This is a genomic window from Escherichia sp. WS338 (assembly GCF_046486405.1).
GTDB lineage: Bacteria > Pseudomonadota > Gammaproteobacteria > Enterobacterales > Enterobacteriaceae > Escherichia > Escherichia coli.
On the sequence record NZ_JBJQLL010000018.1, the window covers coordinates 18,561 to 39,005 of the forward strand.

The following is a 20,445-nucleotide window of genomic DNA, read 5'->3' on the forward strand; positions in this document are numbered from 1 at the left end:
TTGACTAATAATGACCTACTTACATTAATTTACTGATAATTAAAGAGATTTTAAATATACAACTTATTCACCTAAAGTGCACCGACCGTGAATTTAACCCTGACCCGAAGACTCTGGATGGGCTTTGCCCTGATGGCGCTGTTAACCCTGACCAGTACCCTGGTGGGATGGTACAACCTGCGCTTTATCAGCCAGGTGGAAAAAGACAACACTCAGGCATTGATTCCTACCATGAATATGGCGCGCCAGTTGAGCGAAGCCAGCGCCTGGGAACTTTTCGCCGCGCAGAACCTGACCAGTGCCGATAACGAAAAGATGTGGCAGGCGCAGGGGCGAATGCTCACCGCACAAAGCCTGAAGATTAATGCGTTGCTGCAAGCGTTACGGGAACAAGGTTTTGATACCACCGCTATTGAACAACAGGAGCAGGAGATTTCCCGTTCGTTACGTCAACAAGGAGAGCTGGTGGGGCAGCGTTTGCAACTGCGCCAGCAACAACAGCAACTCAGTCAGCAGATAGTCGCCGCCGCTGATGAAATCGCACGCCTGGCGCAAGGTCAGGCGAATAATGCGGCAACCTCCGCCGGAGCGACCCAGGCCGGGATTTACGATTTGATCGAACAACATCAGCGTCAGGCCGCAGAAAGTGCACTCGATCGGCTGATTGATATCGATCTTGAGTATGTTAACCAGATGAATGAACTGCGCCTTAGCGCCCTGCGGGTGCAGCAAATGGTGATGAATCTGGGGTTGGAACAGATCCAGAAAAATGCGCCAACGCTGGAAAAGCAGCTCAATAATGCGGTGAAAATTCTGCAACGTCGGCAAATACGCATTGAAGATCCGGGAGTTCGTTCGCAGGTCGCAACAACGTTAACTACCGTTAGCCAATATAACGATTTGCTGGCGCTGTATCAGCAGGACAGTGAAATCAGCAATCGCCTGCAAACTCTCGCCCAAAATAACATCGCCCAATTCGCGCAGTTTAGTAGCGAAGTCAGTCAGCTGGTCGACACCATTGAGCTGCGTAATCAGCACGGACTGGCGCATCTGGAAAAAGCCAGTGCACGCGGGCAATACAGCCTGTTATTGCTGGGGATGGTTTCACTTTGCGCACTGATACTGATCCTCTGGCGCGTGGTTTATCGCTCAGTCACGCGTCCACTTGCCGAACAAACACAGGCACTGCAACGACTGCTGGACGGTGATATTGACTCCCCTTTCCCGGAAACCGCTGGCGTACGGGAGCTGGATACCATCGGGCGGCTGATGGATGCGTTTCGCAGCAGTGTTCATGCACTGAATCGCCACCGTGAACAGTTGGCGGCGCAGGTCAAAGCGCGTACAGCTGAATTGCAGGAACTGGTGATAGAACACCGACAGGCACGGGCGGAAGCAGAAAAAGCCAACCAGGCAAAATCAGCGTTTCTGGCGGCGATGAGCCATGAGATCCGCACACCGCTGTACGGTATTCTCGGTACCGCACAGCTACTGGCAGATAACCCCGCACTTAACGCTCAGCGTGATGATTTGCGGGCAATTACCGACTCTGGCGAATCGTTGCTGACCATCCTCAACGATATTCTCGATTATTCGGCTATCGAAGCAGGCGGCAAGAATGTTTCGGTCAGCGATGAACCCTTTGAACCGCGCCCGTTGCTGGAAAGTACCCTGCAATTAATGAGCGGACGGGTGAAAGGTCGCCCGATTCGCCTGGCAACGGCAATTGCCGACGATGTACCGACTGCGTTAATGGGCGATCCGCGGCGTATTCGTCAGGTCATTACCAACCTGTTGAGCAACGCCCTGCGTTTCACCGACGAAGGGCACATTATCCTGCGTAGTCGCACTGATGGCGAACAATGGCTGGTCGAAGTGGAAGACAGCGGCTGCGGTATTGATCCCGCGAAACTGGCTGAAATCTTCCAGCCATTTGTTCAGGTTAGCGGCAAACGCGGCGGCACCGGGCTGGGGCTGACTATCAGTAGCCGTCTGGCCCAGGCGATGGGTGGCGAACTGAGCGCCACCAGCACGCCGGAGGTTGGAAGCTGTTTTTGTTTACGCTTGCTGTTACGTATTGCCACTGCACCCGTGCCAAAAACAGTCAATCAGGCGGTGCGTCTGGACGGTTTACGTTTGCTGTTAATTGAAGATAACCCGCTAACCCAGCGGATTACCGTTGAGATGTTGAACAGCAGTGGGGCGCAGGTCGTTGCCGTAGGAAATGCCGCGCAGGCTTTAGAGACACTGCAAAATAGTGAACCATTTGCTGTCGCACTGGTGGATTTTGATCTGCCGGATATCGACGGCATTACGCTTGCCCGGCAACTGGCACAGCAATATCCGTCGCTGGTTTTGATTGGCTTTAGCGCCCATGTCATCGACGAAACGTTGCGCCAGCGTACCAGTTCGCTATTTCGCGGGATTATCCCTAAACCGGTGCCGCGTGAAGTGCTCGGTCAGTTACTGGCGCACTATCTCCAACTGCAAGTCAATAACGATCAACCGCTGGATGTATCGCAACTCAATGAAGATGCTCAGTTAATGGGGACGGAGAAGATCCACGAATGGCTGGTATTATTTACACAACATGCCCTGCCGCTTCTCGATGAAATCGACATTGCCCGCGCCAGTCAGGATAACGAGAAAATAAAGTGTGCCGCACATCAGCTAAAAAGCAGTTGCTCGAGTCTGGGAATGCGTAGCGCCAGCCAGCTATGCGCACAACTGGAGCAGCAGCCATTATCTGCCCCCCTTCCACACGAAGAAATTACACGCAGTGTTGCCGCTCTGGAAGCATGGTTGCATAAGAAAGACCTGAACGCGATTTGAATCAATATCAGCCAGTTAAGAACAACTAGAATAGTGGCATTTGGTATGCAACTTAACGGACTGGCAAAATCATGACAGAGAAAAGAAGAACCCGCTGGCAGCGGCGGCCAGGCACGACGGGCGGCAAATTACCGTGGAATGACTGGCGCAATGCCACGACCTGGCGTAAAGCGACGCAATTATTACTGTTGGCAATGAATATTTATATTGCCATCACGTTCTGGTATTGGGTGCGCTATTACGAAACGGCAGGTAGTACGACATTTGTCACCAGACCGGGAGGTATCGAAGGCTGGCTACCGATTGCCGGTCTGATGAATCTGAAATATAGCCTTGCAACAGGCCAGTTACCGTCCGTCCACGCCGCCGCGATGCTGTTATTGGTCGCTTTTATCGTCATCAGTCTATTATTAAAAAAGGCCTTTTGTTCATGGTTATGCCCGGTTGGTACGCTTTCTGAATTAATCGGCGATCTCGGTAACAAACTGTTTGGTCGGCAATTTGTCCTTCCCCGCTGGCTGGATACTCCTCTGCGCGGCGTGAAGTATTTGCTGTTGAGTTTTTTTCTTTATATTGCGTTATTGATGCCCGCTCAGGCGATTCACTATTTTATGTTGTCGCCCTACAGCGTGGTGATGGACGTTAAAATGCTCGATTTCTTTCGTCATATGGGGACCGCGACATTAATCAGCGTGACCGTTTTGCTGATTGCCAGCCTGTTTATTCGCCATGCCTGGTGTCGTTATCTTTGCCCATATGGCGCGCTGATGGGCGTGGTTTCGCTATTATCGCCGTTTAAGATTCGTCGCAATGCCGAAAGTTGTATCGACTGTGGCAAATGCGCAAAAAGTTGCCCATCACGGATCCCGGTCGATAAATTAATTCAGGTACGAAGCGTGGAATGTACCGGCTGTATGACTTGCGTAGAGTCATGTCCGGTAGCCTCAACATTGACCTTTTCACTGCAAAAACCTGCGGCAAATAAAAAAGCCTTTGCGTTGTCTGGCTGGTTAATGACGCTACTGGTTCTGGGGATTATGTTTGCGGTGATTGGTTACGCAATGTATGCGGGAGTATGGCAAAGCCCGGTGCCGGAGGAATTGTACCAACGCTTAATTCCGCAATCGCCAATGATTGGGCACTAAATTAGCAACAAGCGGAACATCACCTCGCACGGGGTGATGTTCACAAAATCACATTATTTTGATTTTGACATCATAACTTTCAAGCCCGGTCATTTTTTCTCGTGCGGTGAAGCGAATTTCAGAGACTTCTTTCCCTGTATTCTTGTTCAGCTCGGCGATTTTTTGCGCGATAAAGTCGGCGATTTCCGTTTCGGCTTGTTTTTTTAACTCTTCAATATTCACTGTTAACCTCTTCTGGTCTTAAAAGACAGCAACACGCCAGTAAGGTGTTGGTTCCCGGTACCCTGGTCAGGTAAGAAATGTTATAAGCCATCTCCCCGAAAGATTCAATAATCAACAGGTTATCGCTTACTATACATACAGCGTTGAAGAAAAATAAGGCAGATATAAAAAAGGCTCCACGAGGGAGCCTGATATTATTTTGTGAAATCCAGCGGCGCATGGTCAGTGCGTATTTGCAGCGCGACGTTATCAAAGGTGATCATCGTCGATTTACAAAAAATACACTTAGCGCCCAAAGGGTTTCGCTCCGTCACATCGAATGCCGATGTGCGGTACTGTGAACCATGACAACATGGACAGCGGAAATGGAGATGTTGAGTAATAACGGCAACCTTAGAGCGTAACAACGTTCGCTGCCGCGGGGCCACGTTGCCCCTGCTCAATAGAAAATTCAACTTTCTGATTTTCGTTCAGTGTGCGGAATTCATTGCTCTGAATGGCGGTGAAATGGACGAAAACGTCTTTGCTGCCATCATCAGGAGTGATAAAGCCAAAACCTTTATCTGCGTTAAACCATTTTACTAAACCAGTCATTTTATTAGACATATTTTACTTCCTTCATTTTGGGCCTTTCGGCAAACAGGGCTTTAATACAGAAACTACTTAGTGTTCAGGAGAGAGACTCAAAAGAAGGGGATAATGCCTGATAATGAGAACTGCTTTAGTAAACTACTTTGTATGCTGTCTGTCTTTCAAACCGACGCAGCTATTAACGCATGATAATTGAGATTAAGCAAATTTTATTTTAGCCGTCCGGCGGTCTTAAATATCGCTGGCTTTATTTTATTAACCCCGTATAGTGCAGCGCAGTATTTTCAGTAAGGAATTTGTTTGTCCCGTAAAATGACAGGAATTGTCAAAACCTTTGATCGCAAAAGCGGCAAAGGATTCATTATCCCCTCCGACGGTCGTAAAGAAGTCCAGGTCCATATTTCCGCATTCACTCCCCGCGACGCAGAAGTGCTTATACCAGGATTACGCGTGGAATTTTGCCGCGTAAATGGCCTGCGAGGACCAACAGCGGCAAATGTATATCTCTCTTAATATGAGTTGCTTGTTTAAAGCTGACTGGTTTTATTGGAATAGCTCAATAGTCAACACTACACATTATAACGCAAGTTACTTTTTCACAAAGAAACTAATCCATTTAAGCGAATATCTCTGCACCTAATAGTTATAAATGCCACTTAACAGCCAGTTATAGTACCACATGAAACTATATTACCAACAATAGTTAATAGCTTTCTTAACAATTTTCTTATCTTTAATTTGTATTTTGCTAAGATTTATCTTATGCTCACAAGTCGTATTTCCAGAGGGGAATAGTTAACAATCTTATATTTCCCTCTGCGCGCCTTTCCCACCCGCAGTATATAGTGCTGGCGGTATGAGGAAAGGGAGATTTCACAAGGATGTTATACTCAAAGTAGATAATCCTGATCTCAAGCGTACGTATTGTCCATGCGATGAATAAAGGAAAAGTTATGAAACACAAGCTTTCTGCAATCCTTATGGCCTTCATGTTGACGACGCCAGCTGCATTTGCTGCCCCTGAAGCAGCAAACGGGACCGAGGCAACGACGGGTACTACTGGCACCACAACGACCACTACAGGTGCAACCACGACTGCTGCTACCACTGGTGGCGTGGCTGCTGGCGCTGTCGGCACGGCGACGGTTGTCGGTGTGGCAACGGCTGTTGGTGTGGCGACGTTGGCAGTTGTTGCAGCAAATGACAGTGGCGATGGCGGTTCTCATAACACCTCAACCACCACGTCCACTACACGCTAATACTGCTTTAACGCGTCGAAATTAAAGTTAAATGATACCCGGTTGCGATATTCGTACCGGGCTTTAGAGATTTGCATTTTTTTAATTAACCTTTCAAGGATTAAAGGTGCGCCCTCTTATTTTATCGATTTTCGCACTATTTCTTGCGGGATGTACACACAGCCAGCAAAGTATGGTCGATACATTTCGCGCCAGCCTTTTCGATAATCAGGATATCACCGTAGCGGATCAGCAGATCCAGGCGTTGCCTTATTCCACGATGTATTTACGCCTTAATGAAGGGCAACGAATCTTTGTGGTACTGGGATATATAGAACAAGAACAAAGCAAATGGTTATCCCAGGATAACGCCATGCTGGTTACCCACAATGGACGTCTTTTAAAGACCGTCAAACTTAATAATAATCTGCTGGAAGTGACAAATTCCGGGCAGGACCCTCTGCGTAACGCGCTGGCAATAAAAGACGGCAGCCGTTGGACGCGCGATATTCTCTGGAGTGAAGACAACCATTTTCGCTCTGCGACCCTGAGTTCCACTTTTTCCTTTGCTGGATTAGAGACGCTGAATATTGCGGGTCGCGATGTGCTGTGTAATGTCTGGCAGGAAGAGGTGACTTCCACGCTGCCAGAAAAACAGTGGCAAAACACATTCTGGGTCGATTCGGCTACTGGCCAGGTTCGTCAAAGTCGGCAAATGTTAGGCGCAGGGGTTATTCCCGTAGAAATGACGTTTCTTAAACCCGCACCATGAATAAATTACAGTCGTATTTCATTGCCAGCGTACTTTACGTAATGACACCCCATGCCTTTGCGCAAGGAACGGTGACTATTTATCTGCCTGGCGAACAACAGACACTTTCCGTTGGCCCCGTGGAAAATGTTGTCCAGTTGGTGACACAACCGCAACTGCGCGATCGCCTCTGGTGGCCTGGTGCCTTGCTGACCGACTCTGCGGCGAAAGCTAAAGCGCTTAAAGACTACCAACATGTCATGGCACAGCTTGCTTCCTGGGAAGCAGAAGCTGACGACGATGTGGTGGCAACGATTAAATCCGTGCGCCAGCAGTTACTCAATCTCAAAATCACTGGTCGCTTACCGGTCAAACTGGACCCTGATTTTGTACGAGTGGATGAGAACAGCAATCCCCCGCTGGTCGGGGACTATACGCTCTATACCGTACAGCGTCCGGTGACTATTACTCTGCTGGGTGCGGTTTCTGGGACTGGGCAATTGCCCTGGCAGGCAGGCCGTAGCGTTACCGATTATCTGCAAGATCACCCCCGCCTTGCAGGCGCGGACAAGAATAACGTTATGGTGATTACGCCTGAGGGTGAGACTGTCGTCGCCCCTGTTGCCCTGTGGAATAAAAGACATGTGGAACCACCGCCTGGCAGCCAGCTTTGGTTGGGCTTTTCTGCGCATGTACTGCCCGAAAAATATGCTGATTTAAATGACCAGATTGTGTCTGTTTTAACGCAACGTGTTCCTGACTGATGAAGAAGAACTCTTATCTTTTAAGCTGCCTGGCCATTGCCGTCTCCAGTGCCTGTCATGCTGAAGTATTAACCTATCCGGATCCGCTGGGTTCGTCGCAATCAGACTTTGGCGGCACAGGATTGTTGCAGATGCCAAATGCGCGCATCGCACCGGAAGGTGAATTCAGCGTAAACTACCGGGATAACGATCAATACCGTTTCTACTCCACCTCCGTGGCGCTGTTCCCATGGCTGGAAGGCACCATTCGTTATACGGATGTGCGCACACGCAAATATAGCCAGTGGGAAGATTTCAGCGGCGATCAGTCATACAAAGACAAATCTTTCGATTTTAAACTTCGCCTGTGGGAAGAAGGTTACTGGCTACCGCAAGTGGCATTTGGTAAACGTGATATTGCTGGTACGGGTCTGTTCGACGGTGAATATCTGGTCGCCAGCAAGCAAGCGGGCCCGTTCGATTTCACCCTCGGGATGGCCTGGGGCTACGCCGGTAATGCGGGCAATATTACCAACCCGTTTTGTCGGGTAAGCGATAAATATTGCCATCGCGCAGAGTCTCACGATGCGGGAGATATCAGCTTTAGCGATATCTTTCGTGGTCCAGCCTCTATTTTTGGCGGTATTGAGTATCAAACGCCGTGGAATCCTCTGCGTCTGAAACTCGAATACGATGGCAACAATTACCAGAATGATTTCGCTGGCAAACTGCCTCAGGCAAGCCATTTCAACGTCGGCGCAGTCTATCGCGCTGCCAGCTGGGCAGATCTCAACCTGAGTTATGAACGCGGTAACACGTTGATGTTTGGCTTCACGTTACGGACCAATTTCAACGATCTGCGCCCTGCCCTGCGCGATACGCCAAAACCGGCATATCAACCTGCGCCGGAATCTGAAGGATTGCAGTACACCACGGTAGCAAACCAACTTACCGCCCTGAAGTATAACGCGGGCTTTGACGCGCCAGAAATTCAGCTACGCGATAAGACGCTGTATATGTCTGGTCAGCAATACAAATACCGTGACTCTCGCGAAGCGGTCGATCGTGCCAACCGGATTCTGGTGAATAGCCTGCCGCAAGGCGTTGAGAAGATTAGCGTGACGCAAAAGCGCGAGCATATGGCGATGGTGACTACCGAAACCGACGTAGCCAGCCTGCGCAAACAACTGGCCGGTACAGCGCCTGGTCAATCAGAGCCACTGCAACAACAACGTGTTGAAGCTGAAGATCTTTCTGCCTTTGGTCGGGGCTACCGTATTCGTGAAGATCGCTTTAGCTACTCTTTCAACCCAACACTTTCACAGTCGCTGGGCGGCCCGGAAGATTTCTATATGTTCCAGTTAGGGCTGATGTCCAGCGCCCGCTACTGGTTTACCGACCACCTGCTGCTTGATGGCGGTATTTTCACCAATATTTACAATAACTACGACAAGTTTAAGTCTTCGCTATTACCCGCGGACTCTACCCTGCCCCGCGTGCGCACGCATATCCGTGATTACGTTCGCAATGACGTCTATCTCAACAACTTGCAAGCGAACTACTTTGCCGACTTAGGCAACGGTTTCTATGGCCAGGTGTATGGCGGTTATCTGGAAACGATGTATGCCGGTGTCGGTTCCGAGCTGCTTTATCGCCCGCTAGATGCCAGCTGGGCGCTGGGTGTGGACGTTAACTACGTGAAGCAGCGTGACTGGGACAACATGATGCGCTTCACCGATTATTCCACGCCAACAGGTTTCGTGACGGCTTACTGGAACCCGCCGACGCTCAATGGCGTACTGATGAAACTTAGCGTTGGGCAATATCTGGCAAAAGATAAAGGTGCAACGATCGACGTCGCCAAACGCTTTGACAGCGGCGTGGCAGTAGGGGTATGGGCGGCAATCAGTAACGTATCAAAAGATGACTACGGCGAAGGCGGCTTTAGTAAAGGTTTTTATATCTCGATTCCGTTCGACTTGATGACCATTGGACCTAACCGCAACCGCGCGGTGGTTTCGTGGACACCATTGACGCGTGATGGTGGACAAATGCTGTCACGTAAATACCAGCTCTATCCAATGACGGCAGAGCGAGAAGTACCGGTTGGACAATAACCTGACGTAATTCATAACATTACATTGACTGATAAATATAAACCAATGAAAAAGAACATTTTTAAGTTTTCGGTACTGACATTGGCTGTTCTGTCTTTGACAGCATGTACCCTTGTTCCTGGTCAGAATTTATCGACCAGTAACAAGGATGTCATTGAACTACCTGACAATCAGTATGACCTGGACAAAATGGTCAATATCTATCCCGTCACGCCAGGATTGATTGATCAGCTGCGCGCCAAACCGATTATGTCGCAGGCTAATCCGGAGCTGGAGCAGCAAATCGCGAACTATGAATATCGTATCGGCATTGGGGATGTGTTGATGGTTACGGTCTGGGATCACCCGGAACTAACCACACCCGCAGGGCAATATCGTAGCGCCAGTGATACCGGCAACTGGGTTAACGCTGATGGTGCAATTTTCTACCCTTATATTGGCCGCCTGAAAGTGGCCGGGAAAACGCTTACCCAGGTACGCAACGAGATTACAGCGCGTCTGGATTCAGTCATTGAAAGCCCGCAGGTCGATGTCAGCGTCGCGGCGTTCCGATCGCAAAAAGCGTACGTCACCGGCGAAGTCAGCAAATCGGGTCAGCAGCCGATTACCAATATTCCTCTGACCATCATGGATGCGATTAACGCCGCGGGCGGTCTGACCGCAGATGCAGACTGGCGCAACGTGGTGCTCACCCAGAATGGCGTAAAGACCAAAGTGAACCTCTATGCGCTGATGCAGCGTGGCGACTTGCGCCAGAACAAACTGCTGCACCCGGGCGATATTTTATTTATTCCGCGCAACGATGATCTGAAAGTCTTCGTGATGGGTGAAGTGGGTAAACAGAGCACGCTGAAAATGGACCGCAGCGGTATGACCCTGGCGGAAGCGCTGGGTAACGCTGAGGGTATGAATCAGGATGTCGCTGATGCGACGGGGATTTTTGTTATTCGTGCAACGCAAAACAAGCAGAATGGCAAAATCGCCAATATTTATCAGCTGAATGCGAAGGACGCATCGGCAATGATACTCGGAACGGAATTCCAGCTTGAACCTTACGACATTGTTTATGTCACTACCGCGCCGCTGGCTCGTTGGAACCGTGTGATTTCTCTGCTGGTACCGACGATTTCCGGGGTGCACGACCTGACAGAGACTTCACGGTGGATTCAAACATGGCCCAACTAAAATTTAACTCAATCCTGGTGGTTTGTACCGGCAACATTTGCCGTTCGCCCATTGGCGAGCGCTTGCTGCGTAAACGTCTGCCAGGCGTAAAAGTCAAATCGGCAGGTGTTCATGGTCTGGTAAAACACCCTGCAGATGCGACAGCAGCAGATGTTGCCGCAAATCATGGCGTATCTCTTGAAGGACATGCCGGACGTAAGCTCACTGCTGAGATGGCACGAAATTACGATCTGATTCTGGCAATGGAGTCGGAACATATTGCTCAGGTTACCGCAATCGCTCCCGAGGTCCGCGGGAAGACAATGCTGTTTGGGCAATGGCTGGAACAGAAAGAGATCCCGGATCCCTATCGTAAAAGTCAGGACGCATTTGAACATGTCTACGGTATGTTGGAGCGCGCCAGTCAGGAATGGGCGAAGCGCCTCAGCCGGTAATTTGAGTTTATAAAATACGATGACAACTAAAAATATGAATACGCCACCAGGCAGCACTCAGGAAAATGAGATCGATCTGCTTCGTCTGGTCGGCGAGTTATGGGATCACCGTAAGTTTATTGTCAGCGTGACTGCGTTATTCACGCTGATCGCTGTCGCTTACTCGCTGTTAAGCACACCAATTTATCAGGCAGATACTCTGGTCCAGGTTGAGCAGAAACAGGGCAACGCCATTCTCAGCGGCCTGAGCGATATGATCCCTAACTCATCGCCCGAGTCTGCACCGGAGATACAACTGCTGCAATCGCGCATGATTCTCGGTAAAACCATTGCTGAACTGAATCTGCGCGACATGGTTGAGCAGAAGTATTTTCCGATTGTGGGTCGCGGCTGGGCGAGATTAACCAAAGAGAAACCTGGTGAGCTGGCGATCAGCTGGATGCATATTCCACAACTGAATGGTCAGGATCAGCAACTGACACTCACGGTTGGGGAAAACGGCCACTATACGCTGGAAGGTGAAGAGTTCACCGTCAATGGTATGGTCGGTCAGCGTCTGGAAAAAGATGGCGTTGCGCTGACTATCGCGGACATTAAGGCCAAACCAGGAACACAGTTTGTCCTGAGCCAGCGTACCGAACTGGAAGCGATTAACGCGTTGCAGGAAACCTTTACCGTTAGCGAACGCAGTAAAGAAAGCGGGATGCTGGAACTTACCATGACCGGTGATGATCCCCAGTTGATTACCCGTATTCTGAACAGCATCGCTAACAACTATTTGCAACAGAATATCGCTCGCCAGGCGGCGCAGGATTCACAAAGCCTTGAATTCTTACAGCGCCAGTTGCCTGAAGTGCGCAGCGAGCTGGACCAGGCGGAAGAAAAACTCAACGTTTATCGCCAGCAGCGCGATTCGGTTGACCTTAACCTGGAAGCCAAAGCCGTTCTTGAGCAGATTGTTAACGTTGATAATCAACTCAATGAGCTGACCTTCCGCGAGGCAGAGATCTCCCAGCTGTATAAGAAAGATCACCCAACTTATCGTGCGCTGCTGGAAAAACGCCAGACGCTGGAGCAAGAACGCAAACGCCTGAATAAGCGGGTATCGGCAATGCCTTCCACCCAACAGGAAGTATTGCGTTTAAGCCGTGACGTAGAAGCGGGCCGTGCGGTATATCTGCAATTACTTAACCGCCAGCAGGAGTTGAGTATTTCGAAATCCAGTGCGATTGGTAACGTGCGGATTATCGACCCGGCAGTCACTCAGCCGCAGCCAGTGAAACCGAAAAAAGCGTTGAATGTGGTGCTTGGTTTTATTCTTGGCCTGTTTATTTCGGTGGGTGCCGTGCTGGCGCGTGCGATGTTGCGTCGTGGTGTAGAAGCACCAGAACAACTGGAAGAGCACGGCATCAGCGTTTATGCCACTATCCCGATGTCCGAGTGGCTGGATAAGCGTACCCGTCTGCGTAAGAAAAATTTATTTTCTAATCAGCAGCGCCATCGTACTAAAAATATCCCCTTCCTGGCGGTGGATAACCCGGCAGATTCTGCTGTGGAAGCCGTACGTGCGCTACGAACCAGTCTGCACTTCGCTATGATGGAGACAGAGAATAACATTCTGATGATCACCGGTGCGACGCCAGACAGTGGTAAAACGTTCGTCAGTTCAACTCTGGCGGCGGTGATCGCCCAGTCCGATCAAAAAGTGTTATTTATTGATGCCGACTTACGTCGTGGTTATTCGCATAACCTGTTTACCGTGAGTAATGAACATGGCTTGTCGGAATATCTGGCAGGGAAAGATGAGCTCAACAAAGTGATCCAGCATTTTGGCAAAGGAGGCTTTGATGTGATTACTCGCGGTCAGGTGCCACCTAACCCGTCTGAACTGCTGATGCGCGATCGGATGCGTCAATTACTGGAATGGGCGAACGACCATTACGATCTGGTGATTGTCGATACGCCGCCGATGCTGGCGGTGAGCGATGCTGCGGTCGTGGGGCGCTCTGTCGGCACCAGCCTGCTGGTTGCGCGTTTTGGCCTGAACACCGCCAAAGAGGTGAGCTTGTCAATGCAGCGTCTGGAACAGGCTGGCGTTAATATTAAAGGCGCAATCCTCAATGGTGTGATTAAACGCGCCAGCACCGCTTACAGTTACGGCTATAACTATTACGGTTATAGTTACTCCGAGAAAGAGTAAAACTGAAGGTAAGGTGGCCGGATGCGGCGTGAACGCCTTTTCCGGCCTACGCATCAGACAGTTCTTCGTTTGTCATCAGCTTCAGAGCATTCAGGTAACTGAATGCTCTTTTTTTATGCATTACAAACTGCACGCCGGTATGCGTGCTTCATTCACGATTTGCGTAAAACCGGCCAACGAACACATGCCCTGCGCATTTCGCTCTTCACATCCTGCCAGGGTCAGTTTCACCTCTCCGGGCGGCGTATTTAATGACAGCGGCGTTTTATCACGCATCTGCTGTAAAGTCTGGAAGACCAGCGAAACCTGAATCCACTGGCTGTTATCGCTTAGCCGACGCCAGCGTTCAAACACCAGTTCACCCCCTGGCGGCGTGTTATCCGGCTGAGCTGGAAGCGTCCAGTTGAGCTCCAGTGCGCCGCCGAGATTTGCCAGATTAGTATCGTGTCCGGCGATAAACAGCACTGAAGTGGGTAATGTCACACCATACGCCTGTTTTTGCGGTGGATGGGGCGTCAACGCTGTCTTGATCAAATCTAATAACGGGGTGGCGCGGCTGCGGGCAACCTCTGGCGTGCGTTGTAGCAAATAAAATTGCGCGTTATGCAAACTTAGCAAGGTGTTCCACTGGTGTGAATCGGTGATCCTTCCCCACCCCGGCTCCGGCATTCCCTGTGCCTGTTGCAGGAGAAATATCTCCGTCAGCATTGATGCGAGGCTTACCGCACCGGTTAATGAGACATTGTCGGCGCTCACCTTGAGTTCCGATGGTAATGCCTGCGTTAATGAACAACTTTTGTCCTGTTTCTCACGGTTAAGGCACAAGTTTGATTGTGGGAAATTAAGCACCTGTTCCAGTTCGCGAAACGCCGTTTGCCGATGCCCGGTAAAGTCAGCAATTGACCCTCCTGCCCTGCTGAGGATCGCGTCAGTCACGTTCGCATTATCCAGTTGGCAAACGCCAGTTTTTAGGGGATTAAATAACGGATCGGGACTGGACGTATCTGCCTGGGTATGTACGGTTATTGCACAGTCAGGTGCCAGCCCGGCGGCGAAGGCTTCGCCTGTTTTACGGGTACGCTCGTCGACATCAGCAATAATCGCGACCTGACCAGGCTGCGGGCAGCCCTTTTTCGCCAGCAATCCGTCAGCCACCAGACGCTGGCGTTGGTAATGTCCAAGATAAGCGATTAGCTCACCACCGCGCGGTGTCAGCCAACCCAGTTTTACCGGCCAGGTTGGCCATGCGTCTGGGGTGACATCCTGCATCAGTTGCGTGGCCTTGGTTGGAGCACGCACACCATGACGACTGACAATCACCACACTTTCCAGCTTCAGCTCCGGCTCACTCTGAGCGAATGCAGATTGCGGGGTTAACGGAATCAGAAGAGATAAAAATGGGATTAAGATCGCTTTCATCGATATGTTTCCGCTTTTCATATCTGACATTATTGATTGCCTGATGAGATGCTAATGCGCCACATCAGGCTTACGTTCGTTAACTTTTCAGACGCGGGTCCAGCCATACCAACACAAGGGTGGAGAGCGAACACATCAACAAAATGCCGACGAACCAAAGTAAATACCACATTGTTCCTGCTCCTTAGTACAGCTCGTTTTCGTTACGGCGGAGAGTTTCTGTCGTCATGCGCCCCCACATTTTGTAGTAGCTCCAGAGAGTGTAGAGCAACACAATGGGCAAAAATATCAGCACGATTACCAACATAATGCTCAGCGTCAGCTGACTGGAAGTGCTGTCCCACAACGTCAGGCTGGAGATCGGACTCACGCTTGACGGCATGACAAAGGGGAACAGCGTGATGCCTGCCGTGAAAATCACGCCAAATTGCATCAATGACGCCATCAAAAATCCCCAACCCGGGCGACCACGATAAATCGCCATCACCGTCAGCAATGGGCAGAAGAACCCCAGCAGCGGGAAGATCCACAAAACGGGCGATTCGACGAAATTATTCATCCAGGCACCAGGTAGCACTGCCACCAGTTTCATTAGCGGATTGGAAGGACCGTTAGCATCCTGGGCGAGCAGTACAAAGCCATCAATACCAACCCACAGCCAGTAACCCGCCAGCAAAAAGCACAGCATCACCAGTAGTGCGGCGCGTTTGGTCGCCAGCTGTGAACGCAGATGAATCACACCAACAGTTTTCAGTTGTAACCAGACGCCACCTTGCAAAATCACCATCCCAAGACTGAGCAATCCACACAATAAAGGGAATGGCGTCAGCAGTTGCCAGAAGCTGCCGAGATATTCCACGCGTAATTGCGGTGTGAAAGCAAACGGCACGCCGAGCAGCAAGTTGCCGAAGGCAATACCGAAGACTACCGGCGGCACCAGACTGCCGATGACCAGTCCGGCATCCCACATTTTACGCCAGCGTGCATCGGCGATTTTTCCGCGATAATCAAAGGCCAGCGGGCGGAAGAACAGCGAGCACAGCACCAGAATCATCGCCACATAAAAGCCGGAAAACGCCGCTGCATACACTCTGGGCCAGGCGGCAAATAATGCCCCACCTGCGAGGATCAACCAGACCTGATTGCCTTCCCAGTGCGCGCCAACGCTGTTTATCACTATCCGACGTTCATCATCATTACGCGCCACCAGCGGCAGCAAACAGCCAATCCCCATGTCAAATCCGTCGGAGATCATAAAGACCACCAGGATCACGCCAATCAGCAGCCACCAGATGAAGCGCAATGTTTCATAATCAAACATGATTTTCTCCTTTACCCCTGTTGCTGCGTCGGTTGTTCACTCTGCATCGCGCTCGGCCCCAGACGGGCATATTTCTGCATCAGGTAGACTTCGGCGATTAAGAACAGGGTGTAAAGCCCTACGATCATGATCAGTGAGAAAGCCAGTTGTCCTGTGGTTAAGGCGGAGTGCGCGGAGTATGTCGGTAAGATGTCCTGTATCGCCCACGGCTGACGACCAAACTCGGTCATAAACCACCCGGCTTCAATCGCAATCCACGGCAGCGGCAAACTCCAGAGCGCCATTTTCAGCACCCAGCGATGCTGGTCAATTTTGCCACGCAGCGTCTGGACAAGCGCAATCAGCATCACCAGTAGCAGCAGAGAACCACAGCCCACCATGATGCGGAAACTCCAGAATACCGGCGCAACCTGAGGTATCGCGCCACGCATCGCCGCCTGGTACTGTGCAGCTGTGACATGGTTCATATCCGGCGCATAGCGGGAGAGCAACATGCCGTAACCAAGGTCGCCTTCCAGCTCCCGAAATGCCTGCAACACATGCGGCTCACGATTGCCTTGCGATATTTCCTGCATTAACAGCCAGGCCATACGTCCGCGTTGCAAGCGTGGGTAGGTTTCAGCCATCAAATTCTTCAGACCCGGCACGGGTTTATCTAATGAGTGAGTGGCGAGGATCCCTAGCAGCGCGGGAATTTTGATAGCAAAGGCGTTACGCTCTTGATCCTGTTCCGGCCAGGCAACCACATGGAACGGTGCAGGTGCAGGTTCCGTTTGCCACTCCCCTTCCATCGCCGCCAGTTTTACCGGTTGTACTTGCGCGACTTCATACGCAGAACTGTCTCCGAGTTGCAGCGTGCCGATAATCGCCAGAGTACCGAAGACGGAACCGATGGCAAACGAGCGTAATGCAACATCGCGCTCCCGTCCGCGCAGTAAATACCAGGCGCTGATCGCCATAATAAACATGGCCCCGGTCACGTAGCCCGCCATTACGGTGTGCACAAATTTCACCTGGCTGACCGGGTTAAAGACCAACTCGCTGAAACTGGTCATCTCCATACGCAGGGTGTCGATATCAAAATGCGCACCGGTCGGGTATTGCATCCAACCGTTGGCATTCAATATCCACAATGCAGAGAGATTTGAACCGAACGCCACCAGCCACGTCACCAGCAGGTGCTGGTATTTATTCAGCCGCTGCCAGCCGAAGAAGAACAGCCCGACAAAGGTGGATTCGAGGAAGAAGGCCATTAATGCTTCCATCGCCAGCGGTGCGCCAAAAATATCGCCCACATAGTTGGAATAGAATGACCAGTTAGTACCAAACTGAAACTCCATGGTCAGGCCGGTAGCCACGCCAAGAGCAAAGTTGATACCGAAGAGCTTACCCCAGAAGCGCGTCATATCGCGGTAGATTGTTTTGCCGGTGACCACGTAAATGGTTTCCATGATAGCCAGCAAAAAAATCAGCCCCAGGGTAAGGGGTACAAATAAAAAGTGATACAGCGCGGTCAGAGCAAACTGCCAGCGCGATAAATCAATGACATCCCACATGCGCACTCCTGTAGGCGAAGAGAGAAAAATAACCCGTTAATGGTAGATCTCCCTCTTTATCCTGAAACTCTACGACCAGAGGTATTCGCCGATTGCGATATTCATAAGCCTGAAAGCGATACTTACCGTCTTTTTACGAAGGTGCCCCTTCCGCCAGCCACTGACATACCTCGCTAAGCCGCTGCGCTGAGTCGACCAAATCTTCTGGCGCTGCCAGCACCACTTCCGGTATTGGGCAGATTTCATAACTTTCCAGTAACGGGCCTTTTAAGGTGTCCGTGCAACGTAAATGCCAGACATGGCGTAACCCCGTGGCGTTGATATAGCTCTCGCCATAGCCAATGGTGCGAATCTGAATATTTCCCGGCCCACAGAGACGTGAGAGAAAAAGCCGATCAGCCTCGCTGATGGGTAATTGCGTCAGATTAATGCTGTGCGGCTGCGCGTCGGGGTTACGTACATGCGCCAGTAACTCATGCGCCAACGGTAGGCCATTCATCAGGCCATCAATGGGCGGCGGTAACAGCGAATCTGTCGGCAAGACGTTTTGCGTTGCCGCCTGCCACAATGCCAGCGGCGCGCAGCCAGCCTCCAGTTTGTCCTCCAGCAACTTGTCGCCGCGACGTCTGCGCACCCGCCATAATCCGCAGAAGATCGCCTCCTGTATTTCACTTTCACTACCATCAGCCTGCTGAATGCGCACTGACACTTCCCCTTCCCCGAGAAGCGTATTGATAAAGTGACGATCGTCGGCGTTGAGATTTAACAGATCGACTGCCAGCACCTCGCCCAACGGTGGCTGGCGTTCGCTTAGTTGTTGTTGTAACTCGTTTAACAGCGCAATCACCTGCGGGCTGTGAGCACATTGCTCCAGGGCCGCCATACTCGGTTCATCATTCACCTGACAGGTGATCGGCAGTGGATTCATGCTGAAACTGTCATCGTTCGGTTGCGTTCCTGGCCCCAACAGATGGAAAAAAGTTTCGCTCATGAGGCACGCTCCTGTTGTGGTTCGACAAGCCCACGCATCAGGTTTATCAGTTCCGCCCACGGGTGAATACCATTCAGCACGCCGCGATAGCTACCACCGGTAAACACCAGTGTGGCGGGAAAACGAAATACGCCAAAACGATCACCGATGGCTTCGCTCTGCTCAAGATCAGCAATCGCTACCTGCCATGTATAGTCGGGAAACTCGCGCAGTAATTCGCCAATCATTACCGGGTTATCGCTGACTTCTGGCGTGCGTTTCGGGTCACTACTTAATAACACCACGCCGTCTGGCGCTTGCGTAAGCCAGTCGTCAAGACGGCATTCACTGACCGGCGTCCAGCCGCGCGCCAGCATTCGTTGCCACAACGCATTAAATGGTGTGTCGTTGCTCATCCCTGTTCCTCCAGCCTCATCCTGTACTGACGCAAGCGAACGCCTTCGTAATTTTCCATCGACAGACAGTCATAATTGAGACAGCGCGATTCATTAGCCGGTTGCGGCACAATTCCCCACGCAGCCAGCTGCGCCAGCGCCGCCTGTTCCGCAGCGGGCAGTTGCTCCCGCGCCAGTTCGCTCAGGCTGCCGCCGTAGTCGTCGAGCATTGCGGGTTGCAGACCGACGAGGGCAATATGTGCTGGCAGATGTCCGCGGATATCTGCCAGCGCCAGCACTTCGGAGAAACTGTTCTGATGCAGGCTCATTTTCTTCGCGCTGAGATAAGCCGGAATGCGTTCTCCGGCATATGTTCGCAGCGTTCCAGGTTCCAGCCCGTAGTCAATGGCATCGAGAATCAACAGATGACTGGCGCTTTCGACATACCCCAGCAAGTTCAGTCCCTGAGTACCGCCATCGACAATCTCCACATACTCGGGCCAGTGGTAATGGGCATACAACCGTTCCGCCACCCGCACGCCGAAGCCTTCATCGGCCCACAGCAGGTTGCCCAGCCCCATTACCACCACGAGTTGCTCGCTCATGAACGCTCCTTGTTACTTATTTTGCCAAATTTGTGGCTACGGTAGCCGTTGACCATGGTGGAGATCACCGTGTCGTCGGACATGATGTCTTCACGCAGCGCCATGTAGACATGGCCGATCACAAATGCGCCAATCAGCCACATCCCCAGCCGATGCCAGCTGTGAATGTCCATTGAGTTGCCGCCCGTCCAGTAGAAAAATTCCACCACATAACGGAACGGCGCAAAAATAGCGTACTGGCTGTGTTCGCTGTATAGCGCAAAGCCGGTGATGATCATAAAAACTGACATCAGGAAATAGCCGAACATCGCCGCCTGGGCGATGGGGTTATGGCCAATATCGGCACTCGGACGTTTTGCCAGAAACAGATACCAGCGGACTTCATACCACACGCCCTGCCACCAGCTTTTACGCCATACTGGCACGATGAAAAGCTCGCGTGAGTAGCGATTGCCGACAAAAGCCCAGTAGATCCGCATCAGCAAGACCACGGTAAAAATCATCCCGGCGCTGAAGTGAATCAACCTGATATAGCCCATGTAAAACAGATACGTCGCCTCGCCGCTGACGGAAGGTAGCGGCTTGCCGATAAAGTATCCGGTGACCATCAACACCGCCATGCATAACACCGTCAGCCAGTGCCAGATACGCACTGGCGCTTCAAAGACATAGTGGCTGACAACGTTGTCGCTTTTCTGTTGCATGATGATTCTCCTTCGCT

22 protein-coding genes are annotated in these 20,445 nt (G+C 51.2%); 10 read left to right on the forward strand and 12 right to left on the reverse strand.

Annotation, left to right across the window (positions count from 1 at the left end):
• Positions 1–87: 87 nt before the first annotated feature.
• Both torS and ACJHWT_RS16415 read left to right on the forward strand, forming a co-directional pair.
• On the forward strand, positions 88–2,832 hold the full coding sequence (gene torS / locus ACJHWT_RS16410) for a TMAO reductase system sensor histidine kinase/response regulator TorS (RefSeq protein WP_001054732.1): 2,745 nt from the start codon (positions 88–90) through the stop codon (positions 2,830–2,832).
• A 71-nt stretch (positions 2,833–2,903) separates the two neighbouring features.
• Positions 2,904–3,977 (forward strand): 4Fe-4S binding protein, encoded by a 1,074-nt coding sequence (locus ACJHWT_RS16415; RefSeq protein WP_000137002.1) that lies wholly within the window; start codon positions 2,904–2,906, stop codon positions 3,975–3,977.
• A 48-nt stretch (positions 3,978–4,025) separates the two neighbouring features.
• On the opposite strand, the gene ACJHWT_RS16420 is transcribed toward ACJHWT_RS16415, so the two are convergent.
• The 4 genes from ACJHWT_RS16420 to cspG are packed head-to-tail and all read right to left on the reverse strand — an operon-like array spanning position 4,026 to position 4,805.
• Positions 4,026–4,199 (reverse strand): GnsA/GnsB family addiction module toxin, encoded by a 174-nt coding sequence (locus ACJHWT_RS16420; protein ID WP_001019197.1) that lies wholly within the window; start codon positions 4,197–4,199, stop codon positions 4,026–4,028.
• On the reverse strand, positions 4,189–4,419 hold the full coding sequence (gene ymcE, locus ACJHWT_RS16425; RefSeq protein ID WP_001309400.1) for a protein YmcE: 231 nt from the start codon (positions 4,417–4,419) through the stop codon (positions 4,189–4,191). The genes ACJHWT_RS16420 and ymcE overlap by 11 nt, the downstream gene beginning before the upstream one ends.
• Positions 4,394–4,582: a cold-shock protein gene (locus ACJHWT_RS16430; protein ID WP_071524879.1), complete on the reverse strand. Its 189-nt coding sequence runs from the start codon at positions 4,580–4,582 to the stop codon at positions 4,394–4,396. Before ACJHWT_RS16430 ends, ymcE begins: the two co-directional genes overlap by 26 nt.
• 10 nt (positions 4,583–4,592) lie before the next feature.
• Positions 4,593–4,805, reverse strand: a complete 213-nt coding sequence (gene cspG, locus ACJHWT_RS16435) for a cold shock protein CspG (RefSeq protein ID WP_000066490.1) — start codon at positions 4,803–4,805, stop codon at positions 4,593–4,595.
• A 285-nt stretch (positions 4,806–5,090) separates the two neighbouring features.
• Between cspG and cspH the strand changes: the two genes are divergently transcribed.
• From cspH to etk, 8 genes are all read left to right on the forward strand, one after another.
• Positions 5,091–5,303 (forward strand): cold shock-like protein CspH, encoded by a 213-nt coding sequence (gene cspH / locus ACJHWT_RS16440; RefSeq protein WP_000087763.1) that lies wholly within the window; start codon positions 5,091–5,093, stop codon positions 5,301–5,303.
• A gap of 440 nt (positions 5,304–5,743) precedes the next feature.
• A complete protein-coding gene (locus ACJHWT_RS16445) occupies positions 5,744–6,049 on the forward strand; it encodes a threonine-rich inner membrane protein GfcA (RefSeq protein WP_001299283.1) in 306 nt (101 codons plus the stop codon).
• A gap of 106 nt (positions 6,050–6,155) precedes the next feature.
• Entirely contained in the window at positions 6,156–6,800 is a 645-nt protein-coding gene (gene gfcB, locus ACJHWT_RS16450; protein ID WP_001316256.1) for a lipoprotein GfcB, read from the forward strand.
• Complete coding sequence (locus ACJHWT_RS16455) at positions 6,797–7,543, forward strand: capsule biosynthesis GfcC family protein (protein WP_001038084.1); 747 nt, start codon at positions 6,797–6,799, stop codon at positions 7,541–7,543. The genes gfcB and ACJHWT_RS16455 overlap by 4 nt, the downstream gene beginning before the upstream one ends.
• Complete coding sequence (locus ACJHWT_RS16460; RefSeq protein WP_410232339.1) at positions 7,543–9,639, forward strand: YjbH domain-containing protein; 2,097 nt, start codon at positions 7,543–7,545, stop codon at positions 9,637–9,639. The genes ACJHWT_RS16455 and ACJHWT_RS16460 overlap by 1 nt, the downstream gene beginning before the upstream one ends.
• 45 nt (positions 9,640–9,684) lie before the next feature.
• Positions 9,685–10,824, forward strand: coding sequence for a polysaccharide export protein (locus tag ACJHWT_RS16465; RefSeq protein WP_001295357.1), 1,140 nt, complete (start codon positions 9,685–9,687; stop codon positions 10,822–10,824).
• On the forward strand, positions 10,812–11,258 hold the full coding sequence (etp, locus tag ACJHWT_RS16470; RefSeq protein WP_000057871.1) for a protein-tyrosine-phosphatase Etp: 447 nt from the start codon (positions 10,812–10,814) through the stop codon (positions 11,256–11,258). Before ACJHWT_RS16465 ends, etp begins: the two co-directional genes overlap by 13 nt.
• Positions 11,259–11,277: 19 nt before the next feature.
• The gene (gene etk, locus ACJHWT_RS16475) at positions 11,278–13,458 is read left to right on the forward strand and encodes a tyrosine-protein kinase (protein ID WP_000208682.1); all 2,181 of its coding nucleotides are present in this window, start codon (positions 11,278–11,280) and stop codon (positions 13,456–13,458) included.
• A gap of 120 nt (positions 13,459–13,578) precedes the next feature.
• On the opposite strand, the gene appA is transcribed toward etk, so the two are convergent.
• The 8 genes from appA to hyaC all read right to left on the reverse strand — a co-directional run bounded on the left by appA (position 13,579) and on the right by hyaC (position 20,428).
• Positions 13,579–14,877 carry a bifunctional acid phosphatase/4-phytase gene (gene appA, locus ACJHWT_RS16480; protein ID WP_001317753.1) on the reverse strand — a complete coding sequence of 433 codons (1,299 nt, stop codon included), beginning with the start codon at positions 14,875–14,877 and terminating at the stop codon, positions 13,579–13,581.
• A 79-nt stretch (positions 14,878–14,956) separates the two neighbouring features.
• A complete protein-coding gene (gene cbdX, locus ACJHWT_RS16485; RefSeq protein ID WP_000270305.1) occupies positions 14,957–15,049 on the reverse strand; it encodes a cytochrome bd-II oxidase subunit CbdX in 93 nt (30 codons plus the stop codon).
• A gap of 12 nt (positions 15,050–15,061) precedes the next feature.
• The gene (appB, locus tag ACJHWT_RS16490) at positions 15,062–16,198 is read right to left on the reverse strand and encodes a cytochrome d ubiquinol oxidase subunit II (RefSeq protein WP_000460803.1); all 1,137 of its coding nucleotides are present in this window, start codon (positions 16,196–16,198) and stop codon (positions 15,062–15,064) included.
• 11 nt (positions 16,199–16,209) lie between these two features.
• Positions 16,210–17,754 carry a cytochrome bd-II oxidase subunit 1 gene (gene appC, locus ACJHWT_RS16495; RefSeq protein ID WP_000263563.1) on the reverse strand — a complete coding sequence of 515 codons (1,545 nt, stop codon included), beginning with the start codon at positions 17,752–17,754 and terminating at the stop codon, positions 16,210–16,212.
• Between the two features lie 133 nt (positions 17,755–17,887).
• On the reverse strand, positions 17,888–18,745 hold the full coding sequence (locus tag ACJHWT_RS16500; protein WP_000004921.1) for a hydrogenase expression/formation protein: 858 nt from the start codon (positions 18,743–18,745) through the stop codon (positions 17,888–17,890).
• Positions 18,742–19,140 carry a hydrogenase-1 operon protein HyaE gene (hyaE, locus tag ACJHWT_RS16505; RefSeq protein WP_000063991.1) on the reverse strand — a complete coding sequence of 133 codons (399 nt, stop codon included), beginning with the start codon at positions 19,138–19,140 and terminating at the stop codon, positions 18,742–18,744. The genes ACJHWT_RS16500 and hyaE overlap by 4 nt, the downstream gene beginning before the upstream one ends.
• Positions 19,137–19,724: a hydrogenase 1 maturation protease gene (gene hyaD / locus ACJHWT_RS16510; RefSeq protein WP_000003332.1), complete on the reverse strand. Its 588-nt coding sequence runs from the start codon at positions 19,722–19,724 to the stop codon at positions 19,137–19,139. Before hyaD ends, hyaE begins: the two co-directional genes overlap by 4 nt.
• Positions 19,721–20,428: a Ni/Fe-hydrogenase b-type cytochrome subunit gene (gene hyaC / locus ACJHWT_RS16515; RefSeq protein WP_001186417.1), complete on the reverse strand. Its 708-nt coding sequence runs from the start codon at positions 20,426–20,428 to the stop codon at positions 19,721–19,723. The genes hyaD and hyaC overlap by 4 nt, the downstream gene beginning before the upstream one ends.
• Between the last annotated feature and the right edge of the window lie 17 nt (positions 20,429–20,445).

What these genes read in the sequence shown, in the direction of transcription:
- ACJHWT_RS16415 (WP_000137002.1), top strand. Translation starts at nt 2,904, where the DNA reads ATGACAGAGAAAAGAAGAACCCGCTGGCAGCGGCGGCCAGGCACGACG.
- ymcE (WP_001309400.1), bottom strand. Translation starts at nt 4,419, where the DNA reads ATGCGCCGCTGGATTTCACAAAATAATATCAGGCTCCCTCGTGGAGCC.
- cspG (WP_000066490.1), bottom strand. Translation starts at nt 4,805, where the DNA reads ATGTCTAATAAAATGACTGGTTTAGTAAAATGGTTTAACGCAGATAAA.
- ACJHWT_RS16445 (WP_001299283.1), top strand. Translation starts at nt 5,744, where the DNA reads ATGAAACACAAGCTTTCTGCAATCCTTATGGCCTTCATGTTGACGACG.
- ACJHWT_RS16455 (WP_001038084.1), top strand. Translation starts at nt 6,797, where the DNA reads ATGAATAAATTACAGTCGTATTTCATTGCCAGCGTACTTTACGTAATG.
- ACJHWT_RS16460 (WP_410232339.1), top strand. Translation starts at nt 7,543, where the DNA reads ATGAAGAAGAACTCTTATCTTTTAAGCTGCCTGGCCATTGCCGTCTCC.
- ACJHWT_RS16465 (WP_001295357.1), top strand. Translation starts at nt 9,685, where the DNA reads ATGAAAAAGAACATTTTTAAGTTTTCGGTACTGACATTGGCTGTTCTG.
- etp (WP_000057871.1), top strand. Translation starts at nt 10,812, where the DNA reads ATGGCCCAACTAAAATTTAACTCAATCCTGGTGGTTTGTACCGGCAAC.
- etk (WP_000208682.1), top strand. Translation starts at nt 11,278, where the DNA reads ATGACAACTAAAAATATGAATACGCCACCAGGCAGCACTCAGGAAAAT.
- appA (WP_001317753.1), bottom strand. Translation starts at nt 14,877, where the DNA reads ATGAAAGCGATCTTAATCCCATTTTTATCTCTTCTGATTCCGTTAACC.
- cbdX (WP_000270305.1), bottom strand. Translation starts at nt 15,049, where the DNA reads ATGTGGTATTTACTTTGGTTCGTCGGCATTTTGTTGATGTGTTCGCTC.
- appB (WP_000460803.1), bottom strand. Translation starts at nt 16,198, where the DNA reads ATGTTTGATTATGAAACATTGCGCTTCATCTGGTGGCTGCTGATTGGC.
- appC (WP_000263563.1), bottom strand. Translation starts at nt 17,754, where the DNA reads ATGTGGGATGTCATTGATTTATCGCGCTGGCAGTTTGCTCTGACCGCG.
- ACJHWT_RS16500 (WP_000004921.1), bottom strand. Translation starts at nt 18,745, where the DNA reads ATGAGCGAAACTTTTTTCCATCTGTTGGGGCCAGGAACGCAACCGAAC.
- hyaE (WP_000063991.1), bottom strand. Translation starts at nt 19,140, where the DNA reads ATGAGCAACGACACACCATTTAATGCGTTGTGGCAACGAATGCTGGCG.
- hyaD (WP_000003332.1), bottom strand. Translation starts at nt 19,724, where the DNA reads ATGAGCGAGCAACTCGTGGTGGTAATGGGGCTGGGCAACCTGCTGTGG.
- hyaC (WP_001186417.1), bottom strand. Translation starts at nt 20,428, where the DNA reads ATGCAACAGAAAAGCGACAACGTTGTCAGCCACTATGTCTTTGAAGCG.